Origin of the sequence: Chengkuizengella sp. SCS-71B (genome assembly GCF_040100845.1) — a bacterium.
Classification (GTDB): domain Bacteria; phylum Bacillota; class Bacilli; order Paenibacillales; family KCTC-33759; genus Chengkuizengella.
In genome coordinates this window covers 516413-542232 of the sequence record NZ_JAZHSH010000001.1, presented here as the reverse complement: position 1 = coordinate 542232, position 25820 = coordinate 516413, and the positions used below count along the sequence as shown (strand labels likewise).

Here is a 25820-nt window from a genome sequence, read left to right as displayed (position 1 = left end):
ATCTAAACTGCTTGGGTTAATGCTCTGATACAAGCGCACATTTTTCATAGTTTAAAACCCCACTACATTAAATAGTGAGGTTTCCGTAGAAGGATTCTATGAGTGCTTAATGGTTTTACCTTATATTCTATGTTCAAACCCTTCATTTTGGTATAGACAAATGACTTGCTTGTTTGAAAATGTGTTCCAACCCAAGTCCATACATAAAAATAGAACCTATACTGTATATGGTTCACCTACGATTTGTTCATATTGTTCTTCTGTGATCTTTGTTCGTTCAACAAATACTTGGACTGTCAACACTAAACTAGACAACTTTTTTAAGGTCAGCTAGTTTATATTGTACAGGGCTCATATAACCCTATGTATTAATTTCATAAAATATAAATATTTGATAACCCCCACCAACTACACTATGAGCCAGTGGGGATCTATTCATTTCCGTACCATATTCTTTGCACCACTCCATAACCCACTAGCAGCTAACTCCATCACAATACCAACTAAAATGGCTTGTTTAGGATCACCTGGAGCCACATAAAAAATACCAGTTGCTACCCCCAATACGAGAGAAAAAACTGGTAATAATTTAGCCCCTAATCCTAATTGTTTTGCTAAGCCAACTAACTCAACGATAATCGGCACAATTGCAAAATCATAAATTTGAAAATCCATTTTAATTTCCACCTTTCAATTTTTTATTTGATAATCGATCTAACATAACAAAAAATAACCATGGTATGTCCTGTAAAACCTCGTCAGGCTTGTCCTCTACTTTCTTTTTCCATTCATCAACATCATGTAGCAACTCTTTTTCATTAAGATTCTCAATAGATTGATGAGCCATTTCTATCTGCCATTTTTTTAACTTCAAAATCAATTCCTCCCTCGGTAAACAATCATAATATTCCTTAACTACATCTTGTAATAACTGATCATAAGATTTATCCATTTTTGATAGTGCGTTTTGCGGATCTGTTTTACACTGTGGATCAAGGATATGATGACCGATGATTGCTTTAGTAGGATCTAATCCAAACTTAAAACAGATATAAGCAATTACCCATACATACCTGTTATAAGCTTCTTCATTATTAATACTGCCTCTCTTATGAGAAAAACAAAGCTCAACACCTGCTGCTATATCATTCGCATCATCACCAAATATCTGATTATCTAAAGATTTTTGATACTGAACATGCCAAGCCTTTTCAGGTGTATCTGTTAGTAAAGGAATACACTCATAAATACCCTGTGTCATCTACAAAAATATGAGCTGAAGCGTACATGACATTGTTTGAATTCTCGTAGTATTTAATATTTTGTAAAGCTGTGGAACCATCGTTTCCTGTATCGTGAGCAACAACAAACCCCACTTTTGGCATCTTAATTCCTGATCGTCTTTTTGTGCCTTTAGTGGTATTTCTTCGTGATGGGGTATTTTATTTTGAAGGTCAAAGTGCTTCACTTCCTTTCTAAATTCACTGAAATAAATAGAAGATCACCGCACCAATCGTGGCAGTGATCACATATTTAAAAAGCTCCATCCAGCCTTGACGTTCTTTAAGATTGTTTGCTGTGGTGTTTGATAAAGCATTGAATAATTTCGTTTCTAAACTATCTAACTTTTGCAGGATCTGATTTACATAAGCTTTTGTTCCTTCTTGATGTGCGTATAATTGCCTTATATCTTCCTCATGTCTTTCATCATTGATTTCCAATTTGTCGAGACGACGTTTCATTTCTACTTGTTCAGTATCCAAACGATTGACTTGTCTCATAATTTCTTCCAATCTCTCCACCCTCCTTTTACAATTAAATAACCCTGCTTTAAATAGGCAGGGTTATGATTTTACTTTATAAAAATTCATCTATTCATAAGTTGAGAAAATACTTTTTATTGTAATACTGATGGGGACTATATACGGTACAAATATTTAGAGTTTGCACTACCACAGGGAATACAAATAATAGCAAGACCTAAAACGGGCTTGATCCTTGTGGTAAATCTGGAGACATAGCCCAAGAAGCTAATAAGATGATAACTAAAAGAATAAATAGTACCAAAACTATAGCAGCTCCACTACCAGAGCGTCTTCCATAAGCACTCATTTGAATTCCTCCTTTCTACTTGACGTACTATATACTATGAAAGGAAAATATATTTTGCATAGACTAGTATCCTAGGGGCAAGTGCACATTTTTCATAGTTGTAAACCTCACTATTTGTGGGGTTTACACCGTAGAGAGATTATAGTGATGATACTGGCTCTGGTATCTCAGGTCTAGGAGCACTCGGCGGCAAAAGTGACATTAGGTTTCCACTATATCTACCTCCACTTGCAGCAACTAATATGATAACTAAAAGAATAAATAAAACCAAAGCTAAAGCTGCACCCATAAAGAACCCTCCTTTCTATATATGATGTAATATATACTATGTCAAATCATCTAAACTGCTTGGGTTAATGCTCTGATACAAGCGCACATTTTTCATAGTTTAAAACCCCACTATATAAATAGTGAGGTTTCCGTAGAAGGATTCTATGAGTAGTAATAGTTCTGCCATATATACTATGTTCATACAATTCATTTGGTATAGACAAGTGACTTGCTTGTTTAAAAATGTGCTATTATCCTAAGTCAAACTAAAAGGACCACAAAGGGTCCCTGAGTTAAAAAATATTGAATGATATTTAATTCCAATCTCTCCACCCTCCTTAACATTAAGGAACCCAGCTGTTAAAAACGTAGGGTTTTGAATTTATTATTAGTTAGTATTTTATATAATTACCATACCTTAGCGCACAGGCAGACAGAGCAATCAAGTATGGTATATTCATATCTCGAATGTCCACTTGCTGCTATAAGAATAATAACCAATAGAATGAATAAAACCAAAACTATAGCTGCTCCCATGTTAATCCCTCCTTTCTATATATTTTGTAATATATACTATGAAAGGAAAATATTATCTGCTTGAGTTAATGCTCTGATACAAGTACACATTTTTCATAGTTTAAAACCCCACTACATAAATAGTGAGGTTTTCGTAGAAGGATTCTATGAGTGCGTAATAGTTCTACCTTATATTCTATGTTTAAATCCTTCATTTTGGTATAGACAGGTGACATACTTGTTTGAAAATGTGCTATTATACCATTTCATAAAAAAAGAATTGCATAGGGTGAATGATATTTAATTCCAATCTCTCCACCCTCCTTAACATTAAAGAAACCCTACTGTTAAATACGTAGGGTTTTGACTGTATAACTTATCTATAAAATACTTAGATTATAATACTAAATGGTTTACAAATAATTTTGGATTTTGCACTTACCTCATGGCAATCAAAATGGCATTCCTCCCAGACAACAACCTAAATCAATGTTAGCATCTGAAACATATCTCGAACGTCCATTTGCTGCAATTAAAATAATAACTAAAAGAATGAATAGTACTAGAACAATTCCTGCTCCACTACCAGAGCGTCTTCCATAAGCACTCATTCGAATTCCTCCTTTCAAATTATAATGTAATATATATTATGAAAGGATAATCTAAACTGCTTGGGTTAATACTCTGATACAAGCGCACATTTTTCATAGTTTAAAACCCCACTATATAAATAGTGAGGTTTCCGTAGAAGGATTCTATGAGTGTGTAATAGTTCTACCTTATATTCTATGTTTAAACCCTTCATTTTGGTATAGACAAGTGACATGGCTAGTCACATTGCATTCAGTTGTTTTAAAGAAGCTACACAGTGCTTGGACGGCTCACACATTCAAAAAATGGTGCTCCTTGTTGGTATGAAGTATATCTCGAACGTCCACTTGCAGCAATTAGTATAATAACTAAAAGAATGAATAGTACTAGAACAATTCCTGCTGTAGAACCGTTGTGTCCACTCATGTTAATTCCTCCTTTCATTATGTTGTACTCATATACTATGAAAGGAAAATCTAAACTGCTTGGGTTAATACTCTGATACAAGCGCACATTTTTCATAGTTTAAAACCCCACTATATAAATAGTGAGGTTTCCGTAGAAGGATTCTATGAGTGCGTAATAGTTCTTCCTTATATTCTATGTTTAAACCCTTCATTTTGGTATAGACAAGTGACTTGATTGTTTGAAAATGTGCTATTATACCAGTGTCTACTATAATAAAAAAAGAACCAATATATTGAATTGGTTCTGGTTCTTATCATTATCCTTTGATCAAATTAAACTGAGCTTGTGTAATCCAGCACGAATCGGGGAAATGGTAGCTTTAAAATGGTCTGACATTGACTTTAAGGAGCAAACACTTAGGGTTATTAGAACATACTACAATCCTACAAATAACAAGTTAAAATATACATTGCTTACACCAAAAACAGAGGGATCAATCAGAACCATTACAATAGATAACATTTTAATTGACTTACTCAAACTATACAAACAAGAACAAGATATAATCAAAAAGGAAAACAAACTTTTTTACAAAGATAATGATTTTATTTTTGCAACAAATGAAGGCTATCCTAAAACAATTAAGCATTTATCAATAAGAATGCAGCGACTACTTAAGAAAACATCTATACAAAAACAGGTCACACCTCATTCATTTAGACATACTCACACGTCCTTATTAATAGAAGCTAACGTACACATAAAAGAGATACAAGAACGATTAGGACATTCAGATATTAACACTACCATGGACATATACGCACATATGACAAAGAACATTAAAAAAGAGGCTTCCAATAAGTTCAGTAACTTAATGAAAGACCTCTCTATAAATCTTATTACCTAAAACATGAACAAAAATATGAACATGATCGTGTATGGGAACTCAAAAACATTGATGTATTAAGGTTTTTTCATCCTTATTACATCATACCGCCCATGCCGCCCATTCCACCCATGCCGCCCATATCAGGCATTGCAGGAGCAGCAGCATTTTCTTCTGGTTTGTCAGCAATAACTGCTTCAGTAGTTAAGAACATTGCTGCAACGGAAGCAGCATTTTGCAATGCGGAACGAGTAACTTTAGCTGGATCAACAATTCCTGCCTCAACCATGTTTACCCATTCACTAGTAGCTGCATTGAAACCAGTGCCTACTTCTTCTTTTTTCAAACGATCAACGATTACAGAACCTTCTAAACCAGCGTTTGAAGTGATGATGCGTACAGGCTCTTCTAAAGCACGTAATACGATATTCACACCTGTTAATTGATCTCCTTCTGCTTCAACAGCAGCAACTGCATTATAAACATTAATTAATGCAGTACCTCCACCAGATACGATACCTTCTTCTACTGCTGCACGAGTAGAGTTTAAAGCATCCTCAATGCGAAGTTTGCGCTCTTTTAATTCAGTTTCTGTAGCTGCACCTACTTTAATTACCGCTACTCCACCACTTAATTTAGCTAAACGCTCTTGTAATTTTTCTTTATCAAATTCAGAAGTTGTTTCTTCTAATTGATTACGGATTTGTTGTACACGAGCACCGATATCAGCAGCTTCACCTGCTCCATCAACAACAATTGTGTTTTCTTTTTGAACAACGATTTGACGAGCGCGTCCTAATTGAGAAATATCAGTATTTTTTAATTCTAAACCTAGCTCTTCAGTAATTACTTGACCACCAGTTAATACAGCAATATCTTGTAACATTGCTTTACGACGGTCACCAAATCCAGGTGCTTTAACTGCTGTACAGTTAAAAGTTCCACGCAATTTGTTCACTACTAAAGTAGCAAGTGCTTCACCCTCAACATCTTCAGCCATAATCACAAGTGGTTTACCTTGTTGAACTACTTTTTCAAGTACTGGTAAAATTTCTTGGATGTTTGTAATTTTTTTATCTGTAATTAAAATGTAAGCATCATCTAAAACAGCTTCCATTTTATCTGTGTCTGTGATCATGTATGGAGAAATATATCCACGGTCAAACTGCATACCTTCTACCACTTCTAGTTCAGTAGCAAATCCCTTGGATTCTTCAACAGTGATAACTCCATCATTTCCTACTTTTTCCATTGCTTCAGCAATTAATTGACCTACTTCTTCGTCAGCAGCAGAAATTGCAGCAACTTGTGCAATAGATTGTTTGTTTTCAACTGGTTTCGCAATATCTTGAAGTTGAGTTACTGCAGCAGCAACTGCTTTTTCAATCCCTTTACGAATAACCATAGGATTTGCACCTGCTGTAACATTTTTTAGTCCTTCACGAATCATAGCTTGCGCTAATACAGTTGCTGTAGTAGTACCGTCACCAGCAACATCGTTTGTTTTCGTAGCTACTTCTTTAACTAACTGAGCACCCATGTTTTCAAATGCATCTTCTAATTCGATTTCTTTAGCAATAGTCACACCATCATTTGTAATCAATGGACTACCAAATTTTTTCTCAAGAACAACGTTGCGCCCTTTAGGACCTAAAGTTACTTTTACAGCATTTGCTAATTCATCTACACCACGAAGCATTGCTCTGCGAGCATCTTCACTAAATTGAATTTGTTTTGCCATTTTTATATGTTACCTCCTTAAATTGAACCGTATATATTTATGCTAAAACTGCAAGAATATCACTTTCACGCATGATCAATAATTCTTGACCGTCGTACTTCACTTCTGTGCCTGCATATTTAGAGAATAGTACCATGTCTCCTGCTTTTACTTCAAGAGGAATACGCTCTCCATCTTTTAAAGTACCGCTTCCTACAGCAACAATTTTACCCTCTTGAGGTTTTTCTTTCGCTGAATCTGGTAATACGATACCGCTAGCTGTTGTTTCCTCCTTCGCAACAGCTTCTATCACTACGCGATCACCTAGTGGCTTAATCATAGGTAATAACCCTCCTTAAAAAATATGTAATGCTAAGTTACATTATTTTGGTATTATTAGCACTCGGTTTAGTAAAGTGCTAACAATACTATTTATCATACTCATTTTATGAAGACATTTCAAGTGATTTAAACAAATTTTTTGTGAATTTTAAAGAAAACTCTCTGATTGATGAGCCTGAAGCCGATGAAAGAGGGGTGATTGACTTATACTTTGTCATTAAAATAGTTATTCACTAGTTCTAAAAGTGGAAAAACACTAATATATGTGCTTCATGCACTTACATAGTGTTTTTCATATCAATCTATTATTTCTCACCATATTCCTCTTCCCAAGCACGATCCATCTCTAATTGTTTCTTATATACTCTTTTTGATAGTAAGGCACTGAATTCATATAAAAGTATCATAGGTACGGCAACAATTAAAGCCGTAATGGCATCTGGAGGCGTAACTAAAGTACCTAAAACAACAAGTATAAAATAAGCAAACTTTCTTACTTTTTTTAAGAGGTTTGGGTTTAATATTTTTATTTTTGTTAAAAACATGACAACAACTGGCAATTGAAAAACGGCTGCGAGTGGTAATAAAATGTTAAACATAAATGAAAAATATTGACTAATTCCATACGTTTCTATTAGTCCCAAGCTTTCTGTAATCGTTGATGTAAACAAAAAAGCTAACGGAAACACAACAAAATAACCAAATGACAACCCTACTAAAACCATTAAAAATGCAAAGGGCACATAAGCAAGTGAAGCTTTTTGCTCTTTAGGTTTTAATCCTGGTTTTACAAAAGCCCAAATTTGGTACAACGTAAATGGGAGAGAAATGACCAATGCGAAAATAAATGCTACATTGACATACATCCGAACAGAATCCCATGGTGATAAAGCATGTAAACTAAGGTCAGCAGGAGCTGCCCCCATTAGATAATTGATAATAGGTCTTGCTATGACAAATCCTGCGACCATACAAACAACTAATATTATAACAACCCAGATAATACGCTTGCGTAATTCACCTAGGTGCTGGACTAAATCCATTTCTTGATTAGAACTCATCTTACTCACCAACTTATTCAGGCAATCTTCTGTTATCTTCCTTCTCATTTTTACTTTGTGTTACTACTTCTTCATTAATCTCTTTACGTGTCGTTTCTTGTTTCTTTTTCTCATCTTCATCTAAAATACCATTTGCACCTTTTTTAAATTCCTTTAACGTTTTGCCAAATGCACGACCTAACTCTGGAAGTTTATTCGGACCAAATAAAACTAATGCAATGATTAAAATCAGGATTAGCCCGGGTATTCCAATGGCTCCAAGACCCATGGGAATCCCTCCTTTCGTTTTAATATCTATCTCTATATTATAGCTTAACAGTGATATAATCCACCATAGCCCATAATAGTGATGTCTTCCTTTTTAATTTTTTCACCTGCACAGATTCTGGGCAACAACACATCAAAAGAGGTGAATGGATCATGCATCACACACCCTGGAAGTCCCATAATGGGTGTATCTCCTAAATAAGCCATCATCAACATAGATCCAGGCAACATCGGAGTACCGTAACTCACCACATCCGCACCTGATTGTTTAATTGCACCCGGTGTTCGATCATCTGGATCTACAGACATTCCTCCTGTTATTAAAATGAGATCCACATGTTCATCTTTAAACGTTTGAATATGTTGTATGATCGTTTCAGTATTATCTGGAGAAAAACGCTGATCTATAACTTCAGACCCTAGTTCAGCAACTTTCTGTTTTACAATAGGACCAAATTTATCTTTAATTCGCCCACTAAATACTTCTCCGCCGGTTGTAATCAAACCAACCTTCATTTGACGAAAAGGCTTCACATGAATTAATGAATCATCATTGTCTAATTGATACTGTGCAATTGTTTTTTCAAACTGTTCTAGTTTTTCTTTATTTACGATTAAAGGAATAACTCTTGTGCCAACTATCGGTTGATTTGCTTTAACTAATGTATTATTCTTCAAAGTAGCTACTGCGATATCATCAATTTTATTTACTTCATTTACTAATTCAGCATTCACTTTAACCAACCCATGAATTTTGGAATTTATGTTTACTTTTCCCTCTCTTGGTTCAGTTAATTCGACATTTTTTCCATACAGTAAGTTTGCCATCTGAATTGCAGCTTCATTTTCATGAAGATAACCGTTTTTTAAATTTAAGATGTAGATATGTTCTTTGCCAATATCAAGCAGTTTAGGAATGTCGTCTTTTTGAATTACATGTCCTTTTTTGAACAATCTGCCCTTAAATTCACCTGGAATAATTTGAGTCAGATCATGAGCCAACACCATTCCAATAGCATCCTCTGTGCGAACCTCCTGCAGCATGTCATCTTTTGTCATATTTTATGCTCTCCCTCCACACCAGTAAGAATACTTAAAGCATGAGGTAATTGATCAATAATCGCTTGCAAATTTTCATGAACGCCTTTAGGACTGCCAGGCAAGTTAATAATTAAAGTTTTGCCACGTATTCCTGATACAGCTCTTGACAGCATAGCACGTCTCGTTTTTAACATAGAGGCTGCTCTCATCACTTCAGCAAAACCAGGAACCTGTTTTTCAACTACTTCTAAAGTAGCTTCTGGTGTGACATCTCTATGGGCAAACCCAGTCCCACCTGTAGTTAAAATCAAATCAACTTCGTATTGATCTGCCATTTCAATCAATGTATTTTTGATCATATGCTGTTCATCAGGAACAATTTGATATTGGACAATGTCTCCATTCATCTCTTCTTCAATTAATTCCCTGATCACCTGAGCACTAATGTCTTCTCTTTCTCCCCTGGAGCCCTTATCACTCGCTGTTAAAATAGCTACTTTCCAGCTCATTGGTCTCCACCTCCAATTACAACCTATGATAATCTCCGCTTTTACCGCCCGTTTTTTCTGCTAAATAAGTGGGACCGATGACAATTGACTTTTCCAATGCTTTGCACATATCGTAAACAGTTAAAGCCGTTGCTGATGCAGCTGTTAGAGCTTCCATCTCAACACCTGTTTTACCTATTGTACTCACAATGGCTTCAATAAACAATTCATCCTTGTCATTATCTGAAAAACGAATATCAATACCCGTAATCGGAATGGGATGACACATTGGAATCCATTCACTTGTTTTTTTAGCAGCCATAATGCCTGCAACCTGTGCTACAGCAAGTACATCGCCTTTTTTTATCTTCCCTTGCTTGATGGCAGTTAATGTAGACGGCTCCATCTTCATTGAAGTTTTTGCAAGAGCTGTTCTTTTTGTTTGATTTTTCTCTGAAACATCCACCATTCGTGCTCTTCCTTGCTCATTCATATGGGTAAATGTTTTTCCTTCTTCCAAATGGCATTTCTCCTTCATTTATATTCTATCTTAATTTTAAAACACATAACTGCTAAACATGTTACAAATTCATTAAATGAATCTTAAATTTATTTTATGTATATTCTCATACGGGAACTTAAATTTATCAAGATTGCTACAATAGTGATCCTTTTTCTGTAATCACTTGATCCATCATATAATCATGTTTCTCGATAGGAACGTGTTCTACTATTTGTAAGTCATAGGCAACTGCTATTTTATACGGTGCTTTTAAGCCTGGTTGATCATAACGTGAAAAAAAACGATCATAATATCCGCCACCGAAACCTAATCTACCACCCGCTTGATTAAAAGCAATACCTGGAACAATCACAACGTCAATTTGAGATATTTCGTGGCAGGTATCCGTATTGGATTTTGGTTCTAAAATTCCAAATTTCCCTACTTCAACTTCACTTAAGTTTTTTATCATATGAATTTGCATTTCATTATTCTGAATTACCTTAGGAAGGAAAACAGCCCCGCCCGATTTCCAACACCAATTCATTAACGGTGTAATATCTACTTCATTTTTAAAAGGCATGTACATCAATATATTAATAGGTTGTTGCATTTTTAGTGTTCCCTCAACATGTTGAATGATATAACTGCAGATTTGTTCTGACTTTATTGTTCTTTCTTCTGTTGTGATTTGTGAACGAACGTTTAGCATTTCATTTCTCAATTGCATTTTCTCATTTTTTATGGACATAAATCAAATGACCTTCCCATATCAAATTATATATTCCTTCCTTTATTTTATCATGTATTACAAAAAAACTCCTATTTGTATTCACTATCTTCAAACATCTCTGTCACAGAAACCTCTGCCATAACAGGTAAATGATCAGAAGCATCAGAATCAATCGTCCAACTATCTAATATCAACAATCCATTATTTGTAAAAATATAATCTATCTCCAACCCGCTTAACACAGTTGCAGAATCAGTACGTGAACTTTGCCAAGTATAGGTTAATTCTTGCATAAGTGTGTTATCTGAAGTCATATTAAAATCACCCATCAAAATAATAGGATGTTCTATGTTTTGTATATATAACATAATCTGTTTCATTTGTGATTCCTTTTCCTCAAATGTTAAGCCAAAATGCACATTTATGATCTCAATTAAACCAAGTGGAGTCTCTATTTCTACTAGTATCGCACTTCGGTCCTCAATATCATTTTCTAAATCAATCATCGCTGTATTTATGATGGGAAAGCGACTCAAAATTGCATTTCCATACTCCATAAAGCTAAACTGTAAACTAGGAACAAAAGCCCAGTACATATTTAACCTATCTGCAATGTCTTCTATTTGATCTACCATGTCACTTCTAATATGAAATCGGTCAACTTCCTGTAAGCCCACAATATCTGCCCCAGAATTTTCAATCACTGTCGTGATACGATTAAGGTCAACGTTACCATCCAGCCCTTTTGCATGTCTAATATTATAAGTCATTACTTCTAATAGATAGTCCAATTCAGAAGATGACGCACTCGCTATTTGTATTGATTTTTTTGAACCTATTTTTATATCCCGTTTTGTAGGGTAAGTAAAGCTAGTAGTCAATAAAATGAGTAATACAATACTTAGAAAGCGTTTACAAAAAGGGCTATATTTCATATTTTTCCTCCCTCAAGTAATTCTCTTTCTTTCTATCATACATGAGCTAGTTTCCTCATCCTAGTCGCAAAATTTGGTAAGTTTGTGGTTACTTTGAAGTGTAGATGAATTTAAGTTACACTGAAAAGGAATGAACTTACATTATAGTTTTTAAACTTACAAGTTTACCCTATCTAAAGTGCTGAACTCAATGAAATGAACTATTAATCTATAAATTTTTTTTACAAATAACATAAATGACATGAAGGTAGAAGTACTACAGGAGGTTGTAAAAACATGCTTGTACAAGCATCTAATATAAGCAAAAGTTATGGCATAGAAACGATATTATCAAATGCTTCTATACAAATTGAAAAACAAGAACGCATTGGTATTGTCGGTGTGAATGGCGCTGGTAAATCCACTTTTATGAAAATTATTGCAGGAGAATTATCCCCAACATCAGGTGATATTTTTAAAGCGAAAGAAATTAGCATCGGATACTTAGCACAAAATAGCGGATTAAATTCGGATAAAACCATCTGGAATGAAATGATATCCATATATGAACCCATCTTAAAAATGGAATCGGAACTTCGTAAACTGGAACAACAAATGTCTGATCCTCAGGTTATTGAGAATACAAAACTATACGAACAAACGCTAGAGCGATATTCCAAGCTATCAGATACCTTTAAGGAACAAGGTGGATATGAAATTGAAGCCAACATAAGAGGTATTCTTCATGGTATGGGTTTCTCCAAAATCCCAGCTGATTCATCTATTGAAAACTTGAGCGGTGGGCAAAAAACTAGATTAGCATTAGCAAAGTTGCTATTACAATCTCCAGACGTCATTTTGTTAGATGAACCGACAAACTATTTAGATTTAACCACCTTATCTTGGTTGGAAAGTTTTTTACGTTCTTATGATGGTGCAGTTGTGGTTGTTTCTCATGATCGTTATTTTCTTGACGCAATAGTGAATGTAATTTATGAAATCGAAAGAACAACAAGTAAAAAATATACAGGAAATTATACAAAATATTTAGAATTAAAAGCACAAAATTTTGAGATTGAAAGTAAGAAATATGAAAAACAACAGGCTGAGATTTCAAAAATGCAAGATTTTGTACAAAAAAACCTAGCTAGAGCATCCACAACAAAAAGAGCACAAAGCCGTAGAAAAGCGCTTGAAAAAATGGAGAAGCTTGATAAACCATTAGAAGGATTGAAAAAAGCACATTTCACTTTTCAAGTCGACCAAAGAACAGGAAATGATGTATTGAGGGTAAACGATTTATCTTTTCAATTTGAAGATAACACCCCTTTATTTAAAAATGTAAACTTTCAATTATACAGAGGGGACTCCATAGCTTTAATTGGACCTAATGGAATTGGAAAATCTACCTTGTTAAATACGTTAATTAAAAAATATAAACCAACTACTGGAACCATTGATTGGGGATCAAACATTTCACTTGGCTTTTATGATCAAGAACAAAAAAATTTAAACGAAAATAATACTGTACTCGATGAGCTTTGGGATCAATATCCTCATTTAGAGGAAAAACGAATAAGAACTGTACTAGGTAATTTTCTATTCTCTGGGGATGATGTTCTTAAAAAAATCAGTTCCTTAAGTGGAGGAGAAAAGGCAAGGGTTTCACTTGCGAAACTAATGTTGCTGAACGCGAATGTGCTCATTTTGGACGAACCAACAAATCACCTAGATTTATTTAGCAGAGAAGTTCTCGAATCTGCATTGATGGATTATGAAGGAACATTATTATTTATTTCACATGACCGTTATTTTTTAAATAAACTTGCAGAAAAAGTATTCGAGCTTTCCCCCTATGGTATGACTCATTTCCTGGGAAATTTCGATGATTATGTCGAAAAAAAAGCAGAGCTTGAAGAAGAGAAATTGGAAGAACAAAACGCAAAGCTTGTTAATAACAATATTAGTGACGATGCGGAAAATAATAATAAAAACTCATATGAATTAGAAAAACAGAAAAAAAGAGATGAACGTAATCGTACCAGAAGAATTGAAGCCTTAGAAAAATCTATTCATGACCTAGAAGAGGAAATCAGTGAAATTGAAAAAGAACTGGCAGACCCCGAAATATTTAATGATTATGTATTGGTTCAGGAAAAAACAGAGTTGATCGAACAAAAGAGAGCAAAACTGAAGGGTGATTATGAGGAATGGGAAACCTTACTTTAAGTACAAGATCTTTCATTACTTCTCCTCTATTATAGAAAAACAATGTTATTATGGGGAATAGAACAAATTATGTTAATCTGGATCTTCATATTGCAACATAAATGTAAGCGATGTATAATAAATGTAACAAAAGGAACATAATAATAACAAAAGCCCCTATCGGAGCTTCTCATAGAAGTAGTCGAATCCTTCATTAGTGGTAGCTTTTGTTGAAACTTAGAATTTGAAAAACTTATAAATTCTTAAGTTATAAAGAAAACCCGCAAGTGTTAACGCACTTACGGGAATTACAAGCATAGAGTTGTTCAACAAAGTGCGATAGGCTTTTAAATCATGAATTCAAAAACCGCTACCTTTGGCGAGGGGGGCGGTTTTTTCGTTGTTTCCTAATTTCGATGATTAGTCTACCGATATTAACCAGCAGGTTTAGGAAATCAATTATCATAGGCATCACCTCCTTCTCTCTAAGAATAAAGAGAATCGGATCAGCCTACCGCCCTTGCCAAACTATACTTGTACTATTATTATAACATGTTTTAATGTGAAATTGGTTTTTTTATCCATCACTCACCTTCAACAAGAGCATCGGAATAGCTACATACACTATCATAGTAGCTGCCGCTACAATACCAGAATCATTAATGAAAAATACTACAATAGTGCCAATTGTTGTTGCTGAAAAACCAATCATAAAGGAATAATATTTATCTTGCCATTTCAAAAACCTCCCTGCTGGTTTCAGTACAAACAGCACAATCACTATCAAACTAGTTAAAAATACTTTACTCCATGCTGACACACGTATTAGTTGCCAATTCATAGATATCTTTCTAATTGCAATGTCTATAATTTGTTGTACATCTCCCCCAAATAATCCATTCATCGCTTTTCCAATGTGACTCATTTTATTGTGATCAGAAATGAATACATCATTTAATACCCAAAGAACACTGAATGATATTAATCCTAAAACCCCACACAAAAGAGTCAACTTCAACCAGTGAATAGACCTCAACCATTTTTCTTTAAAACACCTTATCCACAATATAGAAAATGTTACAATTGCAGTTATTGTACCTCCAGCATTTGTTCCTAAAAAAGGAGCTCCTAAATAGAATATAACAATCAAAAAATAACCAGCAATCAACCATTTTGTCATCCTATGGTATTTCAAATAAGAAATATGAAAAAACATGGTCGCTGCTAGCGCAGTTGATCCAATCAGGACGCCCATAAATTCGTTTCCAATCCCATAATATCTAGCACCAATCATCACATCATATCCTAATACTGAATGTTGCATTGCATATGCACCAAGAAAACCATCCAAAATAATCATGAAGGAAGTTGAAAAGCTAAGAATTGTAAGCATCGTTATAATAGAAAAATATTTAAACGTCATACTTACTAAAAAAGTAATTACAAGGAAAAAAACAGTTTGATATATATTAGATAATCCTGAAAAATATCCCATCCAAAGCATGACAAGTGGGGCTATAAGTAGTGAGTACAAAAATGGTTTAATAAAATTCGTTCCTTTTTTCCAACCTTTAATAACGAATAATAAACTGATGATTAAAACAATGACTTCATATGTAACAAAAGAATATAACAACTTAGGTCGTAACTGATATATATTTTGAATTTTGATTAACTCTTTTTCTAACCAATATATATTTTTGTGTTCATTCTCTTCAACCATCATTGCATTACCCATCATTTCATTAGGAGTAGAGATTTGGAATAAATTCAATAAACTTGGAGCGATATCCACATGTGAAATAATTCCGGTACGTTTGGTTGTAGTTGAAGTGAGCAATCCTGGGGTAATTTGACTATCGTAATAAATGAAGGGTGTTAACATTAGCTTTTTTTCTTTTGCATCACGATTTACTTGAGGTGATAATACGACCAATGCGTCTTCTGAATTCATCTCATTTAAGATTTTTCCTAAAAACTCGTCCATCTCTTTTAAGACTTCTTGTTGTAACTGTTGAAAACGCTCTGGTGAATAAAATGACTTATCCACATATATACGTTCTAAATCTCCTAGCTCAATCAAAATCGTGGAATTTACTTTCACATTTTTCAATTGTTCATAAATCCATTGATAATTCGTTTGTACTGAAAATGGCCTGTTTTTATTCATAATTAAGGTTTGTACCCCAATATTACCATAAGAAATTAGCCCTTTTTCATCCATTAACATTTGAGCAGCTGATCTTTTTTTTTCATTGTCTGATCCATTCGAAACGATCCCTCTATCTCGATTACCATACACAAATATATTATTTTCATGTTGCTTCAACGTTTCCCCTAACAAACCAATTTGTGTTTGATAACGATTATCTTCATTCAACTCATACAATAAAGCGATTCGAGGAACCAAAACCTCATCACTTTTATTTAAAATCCCTACATAACGAGAATATAATGTAAATGCAGTCTCTCCATCTATTTCCTCATCCCTATTAAGTGCATAAATATCTGATCTGCTTTCCGTAGGGACACCTGCACCTAGTGATACATATACATCATCAATATTACCTCCGTTTATACGTACATTCACAGCTCCAACCCTGCTTTGTTCTAATAAAAACGAAATGGAAGGTAGAGTTTGTAATTGTTCTTTAGAAAACTCATTAAAAGACAAACTAGGAATAGAAACTATAATGACTTTATTTTTTTCTTTTTCTGTAAAAGTGGAAGCTGAAATTTCTTCAAAAACTAAAAACATCATATTGAACATAACAATAACAAGAGTTGATATGAGTAAGCTTTTCCACAAATTAATTCACCTCTGTTTCAAAAATCAGCCACCGTATTTCATCATCATCTCCATTTCAAAAGGGATACATACTATCCACATTATCCACAACCTTATCCCCAAAGAAATATGTCGTTTTACATCGACTTTACAGGTATTTAACAGGATTTTTGCACAATATTTTTTTTATCCACATTATCCACAATTCATTGTGTAAAACTTATCCTAATTTTTATCACACCCATAATTCAGCAATAACAATAGATAGAAGTACTTTTCCACATTATACACACCCTGTTGATAACATTGTGGATAATTTGTGAACTAATTGGAGATAGATCAAAGGTTTCATACACAAATTTATATAATGACATACTTTGTCGTTAATAAAGTGAACTCGTTTAAGCAAAAGGTTATTATATTAGTATGTATACTTATAAATTCAGGAGGTCATATCATTGAGTAAAACAACGGGATTTTTAATACTTATTTTCACTTTATTTAATACGATTACAAACTTGGTCATACTAGGGTTTATATCATTAGGAACCTCTCTCTTTCTAGTCATTATCATCTGCTTGATATTAACTATCGTAGGAGCAAACGCCTTACAAAATTCTGGAAAAGGTGATCAAAAAGAGTGAACTTAAGCAAAGCTTAAACATCGAGGAATCAGATGGAGATTTAAAGTACAAAAAGAGGCTGGGACATAAGTTGAAAACTAACTGATTTTTACATAATACGCATAAATAAAATCGCGTGAAATCAAGGATTATTAAATTGATTTCATGCGATTTATTCATTTTAATTGGGTTTTGTCCCAGCCTCTTTCTAGTTACTATTAAAAACCTATTAAAAATTGTTTTCTTCTTTTGTTAGATTTCTAACTTTATCCTCTAACACTCGTATTCTTTTGTTTATTCTGTAAAAAATAGGAATATATAATACCGTTATTACAATTACTGTCCAAAACATCACATTATCACCTCTTAATTAAAAACTATCTATTTTTCACTTTATAATAACTTACTCAAGAAAATCATTTCTATAACCGTTTAATCAACTCCCCATCCAGTTTTCTAAAGAAAGGCGAGCTTCCGATTTCAAATCCATCGAACTGAAGTCTTGTTTTTCCCATTTTAAGAAAGCTGCTGCACCTATCATCGCTGCATTATCTGTACAAAGATCTAGAGGTGGGATAAGTAATGAAATCCCTTCTTTTTCACAACGAGCTTGTAATGCTTGTCTTAAGCCTTTGTTCGCCGCTACACCTCCAGCTAAAAGCAGTTGTTTCGCATTGAATTCCCTTACTGCTCTCAAAGATTTTTCAACTAAAACATTTATCACTGAATTTTGAAAACCAAGGGCAACGTGTGCTTCATTTAAAACTTCCTTTTTCATTTTTGCTTGATTGACTACAGATAATACGGCAGACTTCAACCCACTAAAACTAAAATCATATGAATTTGCCTCTAACCAAGCTCTAGGTAGTTTAATTTCTTTATCAGATTCCTGTGCTAGTTTATCCACATAGGGTCCACCAGGGTAGGGTAAACCTAAGGCTCTAGCTACTTTATCGTAAGCTTCACCTACTGCATCATCACGTGTTTGTCCTATAATCTTAAAAGAGCCTGGTGCTTCCATGTAAACCAATTCGGTATGTCCTCCAGATACAACTAATGAGATTAAAGGATATTCTAATTCATGTACTAACTGATTAGCATAGATATGACCTGCAATATGGTGGACTCCAATCAGAGGTAGATCAAGAGCACATGCAAAAGCTTTTGCAGCAACCATACCTACAATTAATGAGCCCACTAAACCAGGACCCTGAGTCACGGCAACGGCTGATAAATCTTTTACATTGATATTTGCTTGTTTAATAGCCTCTTCCATGATTAAAGTGATTGTTTCAACATGTTTTCTTGAAGCAATTTCAGGTACAACCCCCCCGAATTTCTCATGTGTTTCCATTTGACTTGAAACAACATTCGAACAAATCTTTTTTCCATTCTGTACTATGGACACCGAAGTTTCATCACAGCTCGTTTCTACCGCTAAAATATTTATTGTCATTTTGCTCCACCCTTTTAGTTCAAATCTACCCACATAATCAGTGCATCCTCATGATTATCTGTGTAATAACCTTTACGGATGCCTGCTTCATAAAACCCTAATTTCTTATAAAGATGAATCGCAATTTCGTTAGAAACTCTTACTTCCAACGTCATTTTTTTCATTCCTAGAGACAATGCATTCTCTTTCATTTCCTGAACTAATTGTTCTCCCAATTTTTGACCACGATATTGATCACGTACTGCTATATTCGTAATATGTGCTTCATCTATCACTGTCCACATGCCCCCATATGCAGCAATGTTTCCATCTATCTCAATAACTTGATAACGTGCAAAATGATTGTTCAAAAGCTCATTATAAAAAGCTTGCTCCGTCCATGGGGTTGTAAACACCTCAGACTCTATTTCATGAACTTGCTTTATGTCAGCTATCGTCATCGACCGGCTTAAACGTTCCATAGTTTGTGTCCTTTCAACAACAGTAAGGCAGTATGGTTCATATCATAATTTTCTTTCAGCTTCAGCTAACTGTGTATAATTTGGTATAAATTGATGTGGTTCGTTTATTTTATTTTGATCCCATTGGTTTAAAGCCAGCAATCCAATATCATAAGCATTCATATGTTTTTGAAAACAGTTCACTTTGTGACCAGAAATCTCTTCTAATGTTGATATTTCTGATCTAAACTCGTCAATATCACCTACAAATGTAATTTGTTTTAAAGAGGATTGTGATTGAAGTTGCTCATGGATTTGTTCCACCCATTTTTCCATCAGTCTGATACCATCAGGTAATCTATTTGCGTAGTCATTTTCTTTATATTCATATAATGCTGTATACGCTTGTCCTCTTCGCGCATTTAATATTGGAATAATCCAGATATCCAATCCGTTTAAATCCATCTCATTCTGTTTCATATCTCGATAAAGACCATAAGATAAACCTTCTAAGCTGGAAACTCCTAATAAAGGGATATTTAATGTCCATGCTAGTGTTTTTGCAACTGTTACTGCTATTCTAACTCCCGTATATGAACCTGGACCTTGTCCAGCTGTTATACAGTTCAGATCTTTCATTTTAAGATCTACATCACTGAGCAATTTTTGTATACAAGGTATCAATTGTGTGGAATGACTTCTTTCCGCCTTCACTCTAATTTCTTTTAAACATTGATCATTTTGTAATACAGCAACAGTGAGATCTGAAGTTGAAGTATCCATAGAAAGCATAAAGTTATTAGATATTTGCCCTGTTTTCATGAAATCACCCCACTGTTTTTCAACTTTTCACACCAATTTATATATAACTCACCCTTTGGAGTAATCTCAAACTTTCGCTCTTGATCACCTAAATGCGTAATGTATAATTCCAAACGATGCTTTGGAAGCAAATCAGTAATTTTACTTGACCACTCAACTAAACAAACACCATTACCATAAAAATATTCTTCCAAACCTAATTCATCCGCCTCCTCTATGGATAAACGGTAAACATCCATGTGATACAAAGGAAGGTTCTGTCCTTGATATTCTTTAATTAACACAAAGGTAGGGCTGTTTACGATTTCTGTGATCCCAATTTCCTTTGCAAAAGCCTGAGAAAATGTCGTTTTTCCTGCACCAAGATCACCATCTAATGTAATCACGTTTCCTGCTTGTACACTTTTTGCAATTTCATGAGCTAGTCGCTTCGTATCTTTTTCAGAAAAAGCATGAAATTGAAAGCTGCTTGTTTGATTCAATGTATTCACTCCAGCCTATCTAATTAAAATGATTATACCCTTTTTTATGTATTTTTTTTATATTACCGTATGAATCTTTCATATGCACACCTTTTTGAGTAACAACTTCCCCTATAATGAAAAATGGGATTCCTTGTTGTTGAAAGCGACGCTGCAGCTCGATCACATTCGTTTTTGAAGCCGTTCCGAGCAATTGATAATCCTCTCCGCCGTACAAAATCAAATCTATTGCACTCTTTCCGATAAGATGACTATACTCTTTTAATTGGGGGTGTATAGGTAACTTTACTTCTTCTAATAAAATCCCTACACTAGATGCCTCACAAATTTCTGAAGCTTCACTTGATAATCCGTCGCTTATGTCGTTTAGAGAATGACATCGTTTAGATTGAAGAAGGATGCGACCTGCTTTAATTTGAGGCGTTGGTCTTCTGTGTTCTTGTACAAGTGGACGAAAGTTCGTTGGAATTTGATCAAGAATAAGTTGTTTTTGTTTCGCTGCCAATAAATAATCTAACCCAGCGGCTGAGCACCCTAAATAACCAGTGGTGAAAACTAAATCATTCACCTTCGCATTTGAGCGTAATAAGGCCTGATTTGATTCTACCTCACCAATTAAAGTAACAGAAATATTTAAATGTTTAGGTGATTTTGTTGTATCACCACCAATTACTGCAATATCAAATTGGTTTGCACACTTATAAAGTCCTTTATACATTTTCCTCAAACGAAATGTAGAATAGTGTTTAGGTATGCTTAAAGAAATGAGCGCATACTTCGGTATAGCCCCCATTGCGGCAATATCACTTAAATTGGATGCCAGCGCTTTATACCCAACATCTTCATCTAACATTGTATATGCATTGAAATGTATCGTTTCCACCATCGTATCACAGGTCATTACTAGCTGGGAACCTGAATGGATATTTACTACAGCCGCATCATCTCCTATGCCTTTTACAACACCTAATTTATTTTGAAAATGTTTGGATTGTTTTTTATAATTTAAAGAATGAATTAATGCAAATTCATCTTGTGAACTCAAAGAAACCACCTACTATCTATACATTCAAGTTTCTTGCTGACTTTATTATAAATAAAACATCCCGAAAAGTGTAGTTATGATAAAACTTACAACCAAGCAATCACATATTGGTATTTTTATCTGCTTAGTTATGGATATATAAAAAGTATGATTAAAAGGAGCAAATAAAGGGAAATAAAGGTCTTATATGTGAATAAATAGTTATTTATTTAAAATAACGGTAATAAGTGGTCTTATTTCAGTGATTTTATACAAAAATATGATTAAAAGCTCATTTAGAGCTAAAATAAGACCTTCAAATACCGCTAATTTCAAAAAAATAGGAAAAATACATGAAATAAGACCTTCAATTCCCTCTATTTTCAAAATTAGATGGTCCGTTCCCACTATCAGCCATCTCTCTACTAAATGTTGATAAACTAACTGATTATAGAACAGTTTAAAAAAATCCCACAATGAAAACGCCAATCTTCATTTGGGATTCTTTTTCTTCTTTAATAGAATAAGTTTCAATTGAGTTAGCCTATTGTAGTTCTTTTAATTTTGTAATATCTACGGTTTCTTGTTCATTGGGGTTATTTACGTCGTGAATACTTGCGCAATTGTTTACTCGATCAACTTTATCAATCCATACTTCCTTTCCATTTAAATACACATTAATTTTTGCTTCTGAATCAAATATCTCCTGTGCTCTTTCTATTTCCATAGTTAACCTCCTAAATCAACGATATAAAGTTTTCTTACCACAAATTCCCTTATTCACCGAAAGATTTTTCTTTAATATCATTCTTCTCATCATCCATTGTATCCGTTGTTGATTCATCGATGAGTCCATTTTGTTGGGTTACTTGGCCGCCTCCTAACCCTTCATTCACCATACGATCAATATCCATAAAATGACTTTCTCTTCCTTCATTTTGTCCTTCATTAACTTCAGTTTGGTTTTTTTTAGTCAAAATAATTTACCTCCTTTTATTAAATGAAATGAATGGGATGCCCATTCGTTATATACGATATATTTTTTCAAGCAATCCCTTGTTTAAATGATACCCACTCCCCATTATTTTTATCATTACATTACATACAACACGATATGGTTAATTTTGTTTAGCTATGTAAATAATGAATAAAAGATTGATGAATACTCACTGATAGTGAACTTGTTTAAGCAAAGCTTAAACATCGAGAAATCAGATGGAGACTCTACTCCACCTGATTTGAAGATACCACCTATATAGGTGGACGTCTGTACGCAAAATATTTTTGGTGAAAGATTTCTAGAAATGAAGTTAACAATAATAGTAAAAGGAGGAATGTTTTATATGCATACGATGTGGAAAGGAGCCATTAGCTTCGGACTTGTACATGTACCGGTTAAAATGTTCTCAGCTACGGAAGATAAAAGTATATCCATGAGATATATTCACAAAGACTGTGGGACCCCTCTCAGTTATGTACGAAAATGTAAGCATTGTGATGAAGAAGTAGAATGGGAGTCAATAACAAAAGGATACGAATATGAAAAAGGAAAGTTTGTTCTTTTTGAAAAAGAAGAGCTAGAGCAGCTTGATTCTGAAACAACAAAAGAAATACAGATTCTTGATTTTGTACAATTAGAGGAAATCGATCCAATTTATTTTCAAAAAACGTATTATTTATCACCAGGAGAAACGGGAGCAAATGCGTATTCTCTGTTGTTAGAAGCGATGAAGGAAAGTGGGAAAATAGGAATTGCTAAAATATCTATTCGTTCTAAAAGCAGCCTTGCAGCTCTAAGGGTTATAGACAAATGCATCACGCTGGAAACAATCTATTATCCTGATGAAATTCGAGCTGTTGAAAAAATTCCTAATCTTCCGGAAAAAGTAAACGTCAAAGAAAACGAGTTATCTATGGCCAAAATGCTAATTGAACAATTAACCAAACCTTTTGAACCTGAGAAATATCATGATGATTACAGAGGTCAGTTATTAGAGTTAATTGAAAGTAAAGTTTCTGGAGAAGAGATCAAAATTGCACCGAAACAGCAAACTGCTGACGTCATTGATCTGATGACAGCTCTACAAGCTAGCTTAAATGCGATGGACACAGGCGAGCAGCAACCAAGTAAAAAACCAGCTAAAAAAGCAAAAACAAAGAAAACAGAAACTGTATCATAACAAATGAAGGGAAAGCTCAATGACATTACAGCTTCCAAAAAAACCAATGTCACCTATCTTAAATGAACACATTCCTGAAGGAGATGAATGGGGTTACCAGCTCAAATGGGATGGAGTTAGAATTTTAACTTTCATTCAGAATGGAAAAGTAAATCTTTACTCTAAAAAATTATTGCTTAAAAATGATACGTACCCAGAAATTGTGGAACTCTTTAGCAATCCCGTTTATCAATCCATTCTTCCGTCTAAATTGAAGGGGTCAATGATATTAGATGGTGAAGTGATCGTTTTTGATCAAGAGACTCAAAAACCTAATTTTCAAAAAGTACTACAAAGAGAAAAAAACAAAAGTGACATTGTACAAAATAAATACCCTGTTTCTTATGTTCTTTTTGATCTGCTCTATCTGGACGATGTAGATTGGAGAAAAAAACCTTACAGCGAACGTTATCAAAAGCTAAAAACACTTTTCAATGAAACCACTCCCTCCCTTTTTGTTACTGATTTATTTTATGATGGTCAAGTATTATGGGATTGGGTTAATACGCATCAATGGGAAGGTATCGTCAGTAAAAGATTAGGCAGTTCCTATCATGAAGGGAAAAAACATAATGACTGGTTTAAGAAAAAAACGATCTTATCCTTTGACGTTGAAATTGTAGCCATCACAACGAAAGGAAGGTTGCTTTCAAGTTTAATCATGTTACGAGAGGGATACTATTTTGGGAAGGTTTCTTCGGGATTAAATCAACAATGGAAAGAAGCTCTATTACTATATTCAAAAGTGCATCAGTCAAATGAACCCTCATTCGTTCCTTTACCTATGGATTTACAAGGTGATCATATAATATGGCTGAAAAAACCTTTTCCATGTAAAGTCAAAGGATTAGAAATTACATCCTATGGAGTATTACGCCACCCTCAAATTGAGTACATTGATGTCAACCATTTGTATTAATTTTATGGAGGTAAATTCATGTCTAATGTAACAGAAAAAGTACCTTTGATGGTAGAAGGGCATGAGATACTTATTTCAAATCCAAGTAAACCCTTATGGCCTAACATTTCCAAAATCGAGTATTTACATAAGTTAGTAATGCTTGCGCCATTCCTCCTTACATATTGTAAAAACAGATATTTAACAACGATCAGATTTCCGCACGGTTATAATGACAAGACTTTCTTTTATCAAAAAAACTGTCCAGAACCAACCCCTGATTTTGTGAATACTGCTTACTTACATAACATTCATTATGTGAACTTGGATAATGTAGCTACTTTATTATGGCTAGGTAATTTAGCTTGCCTAGAATTTCATCCCTCCTTTCATTACATTAGTCAATCCTTACCCGCCGAATGGGTTATAGACATCGATCCTTCTATAGAAAAAGAACCTAGATTAGTAGACGCTGTTCTTTTTATAGGGGAGCTTCTCGATAAACTGCATATTCAATCTGTACCCAAAACTTCTGGAGCAACTGGGATTCAAATCGTAATCCCTATTGAACAAAAGTATAGCTTTGATCAGTTAAGAAAAATTGGACAGTTTATTAGTGAATACTTAGTGCAAAAACATCCAGACTTATTTACCATCGAAAGGCTCAAAAGAAATCGAAAACAACTCATCTATATTGATTATTTACAGCATTGGCAAGGAAAAACATTAGCCGCTCCCTATACACCAAGAGCCCGAGCACATGCCCCCGTATCTACCCCTCTTTATTGGCATGAAATCAATAAAAATCTAATTCCATCTGATTTTAATCTTTTAAATATCGAGAACCGTTTAAAAAAAGAAGGAGACCTCATACAAAAGGTTAAACCACAACAGCTAGACCATTTATTAGCTCACTTATCCAACTAATACATATTGTAGTGATATTTGGAGAAAATACTTTCATAACCCGTAACTTACTACAGATTTGGCAAAATTGGGGGAAGTTAGT

At 34.2% G+C, this 25820-nt stretch carries 33 protein-coding genes; 6 read left to right on the top strand and 27 right to left on the bottom strand.

All coding sequences use genetic code 11. The features are described from left to right. Positions 1-216: 216 nt before the first annotated feature. The 10 genes from VQL36_RS02600 to VQL36_RS02555 form a co-directional block, all read right to left on the bottom strand. Complete coding sequence (locus tag VQL36_RS02600) at positions 217-315, bottom strand: XkdX family protein (protein ID WP_349247819.1); 99 nt, start codon at positions 313-315, stop codon at positions 217-219. Between the two features lie 120 nt (positions 316-435). Continuing rightward, complete coding sequence (locus VQL36_RS02595; protein ID WP_349247818.1) at positions 436-675, bottom strand: hypothetical protein; 240 nt, start codon at positions 673-675, stop codon at positions 436-438. A gap of 1 nt (position 676) precedes the next feature. Continuing rightward, positions 677-1261, bottom strand: a complete 585-nt coding sequence (locus tag VQL36_RS02590) for a peptidoglycan recognition family protein (protein WP_349247817.1) — start codon at positions 1259-1261, stop codon at positions 677-679. Then, on the bottom strand, positions 1242-1385 hold the full coding sequence (locus tag VQL36_RS02585; RefSeq protein WP_349247816.1) for a hypothetical protein: 144 nt from the start codon (positions 1383-1385) through the stop codon (positions 1242-1244). Before VQL36_RS02585 ends, VQL36_RS02590 begins: the two co-directional genes overlap by 20 nt. A 96-nt stretch (positions 1386-1481) precedes the next feature. After that, positions 1482-1793 carry a hypothetical protein gene (locus VQL36_RS02580; RefSeq protein ID WP_162038556.1) on the bottom strand — a complete coding sequence of 104 codons (312 nt, stop codon included), beginning with the start codon at positions 1791-1793 and terminating at the stop codon, positions 1482-1484. 187 nt (positions 1794-1980) lie between these two features. Then, entirely contained in the window at positions 1981-2112 is a 132-nt protein-coding gene (locus tag VQL36_RS02575; protein ID WP_349247815.1) for a sporulation protein YjcZ, read from the bottom strand. 139 nt (positions 2113-2251) lie between these two features. Further along, the gene (locus VQL36_RS02570; RefSeq protein WP_349247814.1) at positions 2252-2401 is read right to left on the bottom strand and encodes a hypothetical protein; all 150 of its coding nucleotides are present in this window, start codon (positions 2399-2401) and stop codon (positions 2252-2254) included. A gap of 389 nt (positions 2402-2790) precedes the next feature. Continuing rightward, positions 2791-2919: a hypothetical protein gene (locus VQL36_RS02565; RefSeq protein WP_349247813.1), complete on the bottom strand. Its 129-nt coding sequence runs from the start codon at positions 2917-2919 to the stop codon at positions 2791-2793. Positions 2920-3350: 431 nt separating this feature from the next. Beyond that, complete coding sequence (locus VQL36_RS02560) at positions 3351-3509, bottom strand: hypothetical protein (protein ID WP_349247812.1); 159 nt, start codon at positions 3507-3509, stop codon at positions 3351-3353. A gap of 250 nt (positions 3510-3759) precedes the next feature. Continuing rightward, on the bottom strand, positions 3760-3915 hold the full coding sequence (locus VQL36_RS02555; RefSeq protein WP_349247811.1) for a hypothetical protein: 156 nt from the start codon (positions 3913-3915) through the stop codon (positions 3760-3762). A 274-nt stretch (positions 3916-4189) separates the two neighbouring features. Here VQL36_RS02555 and VQL36_RS02550 point away from each other — a divergent pair, with 274 nt between their 5' ends. Further along, complete coding sequence (locus tag VQL36_RS02550) at positions 4190-4804, top strand: site-specific integrase (protein WP_349247810.1); 615 nt, start codon at positions 4190-4192, stop codon at positions 4802-4804. Positions 4805-4880: 76 nt separating this feature from the next. Here the strand turns inward: VQL36_RS02550 and groL are convergent, their stop codons facing one another. The 9 genes from groL to VQL36_RS02505 form a co-directional block, all read right to left on the bottom strand. After that, positions 4881-6524, bottom strand: a complete 1644-nt coding sequence (groL, locus tag VQL36_RS02545) for a chaperonin GroEL (RefSeq protein WP_349247809.1) — start codon at positions 6522-6524, stop codon at positions 4881-4883. Between the two features lie 37 nt (positions 6525-6561). Beyond that, positions 6562-6843, bottom strand: a complete 282-nt coding sequence (gene groES / locus VQL36_RS02540; RefSeq protein WP_349247808.1) for a co-chaperone GroES — start codon at positions 6841-6843, stop codon at positions 6562-6564. 307 nt (positions 6844-7150) lie between these two features. Continuing rightward, positions 7151-7906, bottom strand: coding sequence for a twin-arginine translocase subunit TatC (tatC, locus tag VQL36_RS02535; protein WP_349247807.1), 756 nt, complete (start codon positions 7904-7906; stop codon positions 7151-7153). A 13-nt stretch (positions 7907-7919) separates the two neighbouring features. Then, positions 7920-8174 carry a twin-arginine translocase TatA/TatE family subunit gene (tatA, locus tag VQL36_RS02530; protein ID WP_349247806.1) on the bottom strand — a complete coding sequence of 85 codons (255 nt, stop codon included), beginning with the start codon at positions 8172-8174 and terminating at the stop codon, positions 7920-7922. Positions 8175-8218: 44 nt separating this feature from the next. Beyond that, the gene (locus tag VQL36_RS02525; RefSeq protein WP_349247805.1) at positions 8219-9232 is read right to left on the bottom strand and encodes a molybdopterin-binding protein; all 1014 of its coding nucleotides are present in this window, start codon (positions 9230-9232) and stop codon (positions 8219-8221) included. Then, on the bottom strand, positions 9229-9723 hold the full coding sequence (gene mog / locus VQL36_RS02520; RefSeq protein ID WP_349247804.1) for a molybdopterin adenylyltransferase: 495 nt from the start codon (positions 9721-9723) through the stop codon (positions 9229-9231). The genes VQL36_RS02525 and mog overlap by 4 nt, the downstream gene beginning before the upstream one ends. 16 nt (positions 9724-9739) lie before the next feature. Then, positions 9740-10222: a cyclic pyranopterin monophosphate synthase MoaC gene (moaC, locus tag VQL36_RS02515; RefSeq protein ID WP_349247803.1), complete on the bottom strand. Its 483-nt coding sequence runs from the start codon at positions 10220-10222 to the stop codon at positions 9740-9742. Between the two features lie 136 nt (positions 10223-10358). Beyond that, on the bottom strand, positions 10359-10955 hold the full coding sequence (locus VQL36_RS02510; RefSeq protein ID WP_349247802.1) for a 5-formyltetrahydrofolate cyclo-ligase: 597 nt from the start codon (positions 10953-10955) through the stop codon (positions 10359-10361). 71 nt (positions 10956-11026) lie between these two features. Beyond that, positions 11027-11872 carry an endonuclease/exonuclease/phosphatase family protein gene (locus VQL36_RS02505; protein WP_349247801.1) on the bottom strand — a complete coding sequence of 282 codons (846 nt, stop codon included), beginning with the start codon at positions 11870-11872 and terminating at the stop codon, positions 11027-11029. Between the two features lie 276 nt (positions 11873-12148). Between VQL36_RS02505 and VQL36_RS02500 the strand changes: the two genes are divergently transcribed. Beyond that, the gene (locus tag VQL36_RS02500; RefSeq protein ID WP_349247800.1) at positions 12149-14080 is read left to right on the top strand and encodes an ABC-F family ATP-binding cassette domain-containing protein; all 1932 of its coding nucleotides are present in this window, start codon (positions 12149-12151) and stop codon (positions 14078-14080) included. A gap of 556 nt (positions 14081-14636) precedes the next feature. On the opposite strand, the gene VQL36_RS02495 is transcribed toward VQL36_RS02500, so the two are convergent. Then, the gene (locus tag VQL36_RS02495) at positions 14637-16868 is read right to left on the bottom strand and encodes a hypothetical protein (RefSeq protein ID WP_349247799.1); all 2232 of its coding nucleotides are present in this window, start codon (positions 16866-16868) and stop codon (positions 14637-14639) included. 437 nt (positions 16869-17305) lie between these two features. Here VQL36_RS02495 and VQL36_RS02490 point away from each other — a divergent pair, with 437 nt between their 5' ends. Next, positions 17306-17491 carry a hypothetical protein gene (locus VQL36_RS02490; protein WP_349247798.1) on the top strand — a complete coding sequence of 62 codons (186 nt, stop codon included), beginning with the start codon at positions 17306-17308 and terminating at the stop codon, positions 17489-17491. A gap of 415 nt (positions 17492-17906) precedes the next feature. Here the strand turns inward: VQL36_RS02490 and tsaD are convergent, their stop codons facing one another. The 7 genes from tsaD to VQL36_RS02455 form a co-directional block, all read right to left on the bottom strand. Further along, positions 17907-18926 (bottom strand): tRNA (adenosine(37)-N6)-threonylcarbamoyltransferase complex transferase subunit TsaD, encoded by a 1020-nt coding sequence (tsaD, locus tag VQL36_RS02485; RefSeq protein WP_349247797.1) that lies wholly within the window; start codon positions 18924-18926, stop codon positions 17907-17909. A 14-nt stretch (positions 18927-18940) separates the two neighbouring features. Next, positions 18941-19387: a ribosomal protein S18-alanine N-acetyltransferase gene (gene rimI / locus VQL36_RS02480; RefSeq protein ID WP_349247796.1), complete on the bottom strand. Its 447-nt coding sequence runs from the start codon at positions 19385-19387 to the stop codon at positions 18941-18943. Positions 19388-19429: 42 nt separating this feature from the next. Further along, complete coding sequence (tsaB, locus tag VQL36_RS02475) at positions 19430-20188, bottom strand: tRNA (adenosine(37)-N6)-threonylcarbamoyltransferase complex dimerization subunit type 1 TsaB (protein WP_349247795.1); 759 nt, start codon at positions 20186-20188, stop codon at positions 19430-19432. Further along, the gene (gene tsaE / locus VQL36_RS02470; protein ID WP_349247794.1) at positions 20185-20670 is read right to left on the bottom strand and encodes a tRNA (adenosine(37)-N6)-threonylcarbamoyltransferase complex ATPase subunit type 1 TsaE; all 486 of its coding nucleotides are present in this window, start codon (positions 20668-20670) and stop codon (positions 20185-20187) included. Before tsaE ends, tsaB begins: the two co-directional genes overlap by 4 nt. Positions 20671-20689: 19 nt before the next feature. Then, on the bottom strand, positions 20690-21715 hold the full coding sequence (gene thiL / locus VQL36_RS02465; protein ID WP_349247793.1) for a thiamine-phosphate kinase: 1026 nt from the start codon (positions 21713-21715) through the stop codon (positions 20690-20692). Positions 21716-22238: 523 nt separating this feature from the next. After that, positions 22239-22421, bottom strand: coding sequence for an H-type small acid-soluble spore protein (locus VQL36_RS02460; protein ID WP_349247792.1), 183 nt, complete (start codon positions 22419-22421; stop codon positions 22239-22241). Positions 22422-22470: 49 nt separating this feature from the next. Continuing rightward, the gene (locus tag VQL36_RS02455) at positions 22471-22671 is read right to left on the bottom strand and encodes a hypothetical protein (protein ID WP_349251229.1); all 201 of its coding nucleotides are present in this window, start codon (positions 22669-22671) and stop codon (positions 22471-22473) included. 366 nt (positions 22672-23037) lie between these two features. Between VQL36_RS02455 and VQL36_RS02450 the strand changes: the two genes are divergently transcribed. Genes VQL36_RS02450 through ligD form a run of 3 tightly spaced genes read left to right on the top strand, consistent with a single transcriptional unit; the run spans position 23038 to position 25738 of the window. Next, positions 23038-23874, top strand: coding sequence for a Ku protein (locus VQL36_RS02450; protein WP_349251103.1), 837 nt, complete (start codon positions 23038-23040; stop codon positions 23872-23874). A gap of 19 nt (positions 23875-23893) precedes the next feature. Then, entirely contained in the window at positions 23894-24832 is a 939-nt protein-coding gene (locus VQL36_RS02445) for a DNA ligase (protein WP_349247791.1), read from the top strand. 18 nt (positions 24833-24850) lie between these two features. After that, positions 24851-25738 carry a non-homologous end-joining DNA ligase gene (gene ligD, locus VQL36_RS02440; protein WP_349247790.1) on the top strand — a complete coding sequence of 296 codons (888 nt, stop codon included), beginning with the start codon at positions 24851-24853 and terminating at the stop codon, positions 25736-25738. The last annotated feature ends 82 nt before the right edge of the window (positions 25739-25820 follow it).

Coding starts and splice junctions, on each gene's coding strand:
- VQL36_RS02595 (WP_349247818.1), bottom strand. CDS start 675: ATGGATTTTCAAATTTATGATTTTGCAATTGTGCCGATTATCGTTGAG.
- VQL36_RS02590 (WP_349247817.1), bottom strand. CDS start 1,261: ATGACACAGGGTATTTATGAGTGTATTCCTTTACTAACAGATACACCT.
- VQL36_RS02585 (WP_349247816.1), bottom strand. CDS start 1,385: ATGCCAAAAGTGGGGTTTGTTGTTGCTCACGATACAGGAAACGATGGT.
- VQL36_RS02575 (WP_349247815.1), bottom strand. CDS start 2,112: ATGAGTGCTTATGGAAGACGCTCTGGTAGTGGAGCTGCTATAGTTTTG.
- VQL36_RS02570 (WP_349247814.1), bottom strand. CDS start 2,401: ATGGGTGCAGCTTTAGCTTTGGTTTTATTTATTCTTTTAGTTATCATA.
- VQL36_RS02565 (WP_349247813.1), bottom strand. CDS start 2,919: ATGGGAGCAGCTATAGTTTTGGTTTTATTCATTCTATTGGTTATTATT.
- VQL36_RS02560 (WP_349247812.1), bottom strand. CDS start 3,509: ATGAGTGCTTATGGAAGACGCTCTGGTAGTGGAGCAGGAATTGTTCTA.
- VQL36_RS02555 (WP_349247811.1), bottom strand. CDS start 3,915: ATGAGTGGACACAACGGTTCTACAGCAGGAATTGTTCTAGTACTATTC.
- groL (WP_349247809.1), bottom strand. CDS start 6,524: ATGGCAAAACAAATTCAATTTAGTGAAGATGCTCGCAGAGCAATGCTT.
- groES (WP_349247808.1), bottom strand. CDS start 6,843: ATGATTAAGCCACTAGGTGATCGCGTAGTGATAGAAGCTGTTGCGAAG.
- tatC (WP_349247807.1), bottom strand. CDS start 7,906: ATGAGTTCTAATCAAGAAATGGATTTAGTCCAGCACCTAGGTGAATTA.
- tatA (WP_349247806.1), bottom strand. CDS start 8,174: ATGGGTCTTGGAGCCATTGGAATACCCGGGCTAATCCTGATTTTAATC.
- VQL36_RS02525 (WP_349247805.1), bottom strand. CDS start 9,232: ATGACAAAAGATGACATGCTGCAGGAGGTTCGCACAGAGGATGCTATT.
- mog (WP_349247804.1), bottom strand. CDS start 9,723: ATGAGCTGGAAAGTAGCTATTTTAACAGCGAGTGATAAGGGCTCCAGG.
- VQL36_RS02510 (WP_349247802.1), bottom strand. CDS start 10,955: ATGTCCATAAAAAATGAGAAAATGCAATTGAGAAATGAAATGCTAAAC.
- VQL36_RS02505 (WP_349247801.1), bottom strand. CDS start 11,872: ATGAAATATAGCCCTTTTTGTAAACGCTTTCTAAGTATTGTATTACTC.
- VQL36_RS02500 (WP_349247800.1), top strand. CDS start 12,149: ATGCTTGTACAAGCATCTAATATAAGCAAAAGTTATGGCATAGAAACG.
- tsaD (WP_349247797.1), bottom strand. CDS start 18,926: ATGACAATAAATATTTTAGCGGTAGAAACGAGCTGTGATGAAACTTCG.
- rimI (WP_349247796.1), bottom strand. CDS start 19,387: ATGGAACGTTTAAGCCGGTCGATGACGATAGCTGACATAAAGCAAGTT.
- tsaB (WP_349247795.1), bottom strand. CDS start 20,188: ATGAAAACAGGGCAAATATCTAATAACTTTATGCTTTCTATGGATACT.
- VQL36_RS02460 (WP_349247792.1), bottom strand. CDS start 22,421: ATGGAAATAGAAAGAGCACAGGAGATATTTGATTCAGAAGCAAAAATT.
- VQL36_RS02450 (WP_349251103.1), top strand. CDS start 23,038: ATGCATACGATGTGGAAAGGAGCCATTAGCTTCGGACTTGTACATGTA.
- VQL36_RS02445 (WP_349247791.1), top strand. CDS start 23,894: ATGACATTACAGCTTCCAAAAAAACCAATGTCACCTATCTTAAATGAA.
- ligD (WP_349247790.1), top strand. CDS start 24,851: ATGTCTAATGTAACAGAAAAAGTACCTTTGATGGTAGAAGGGCATGAG.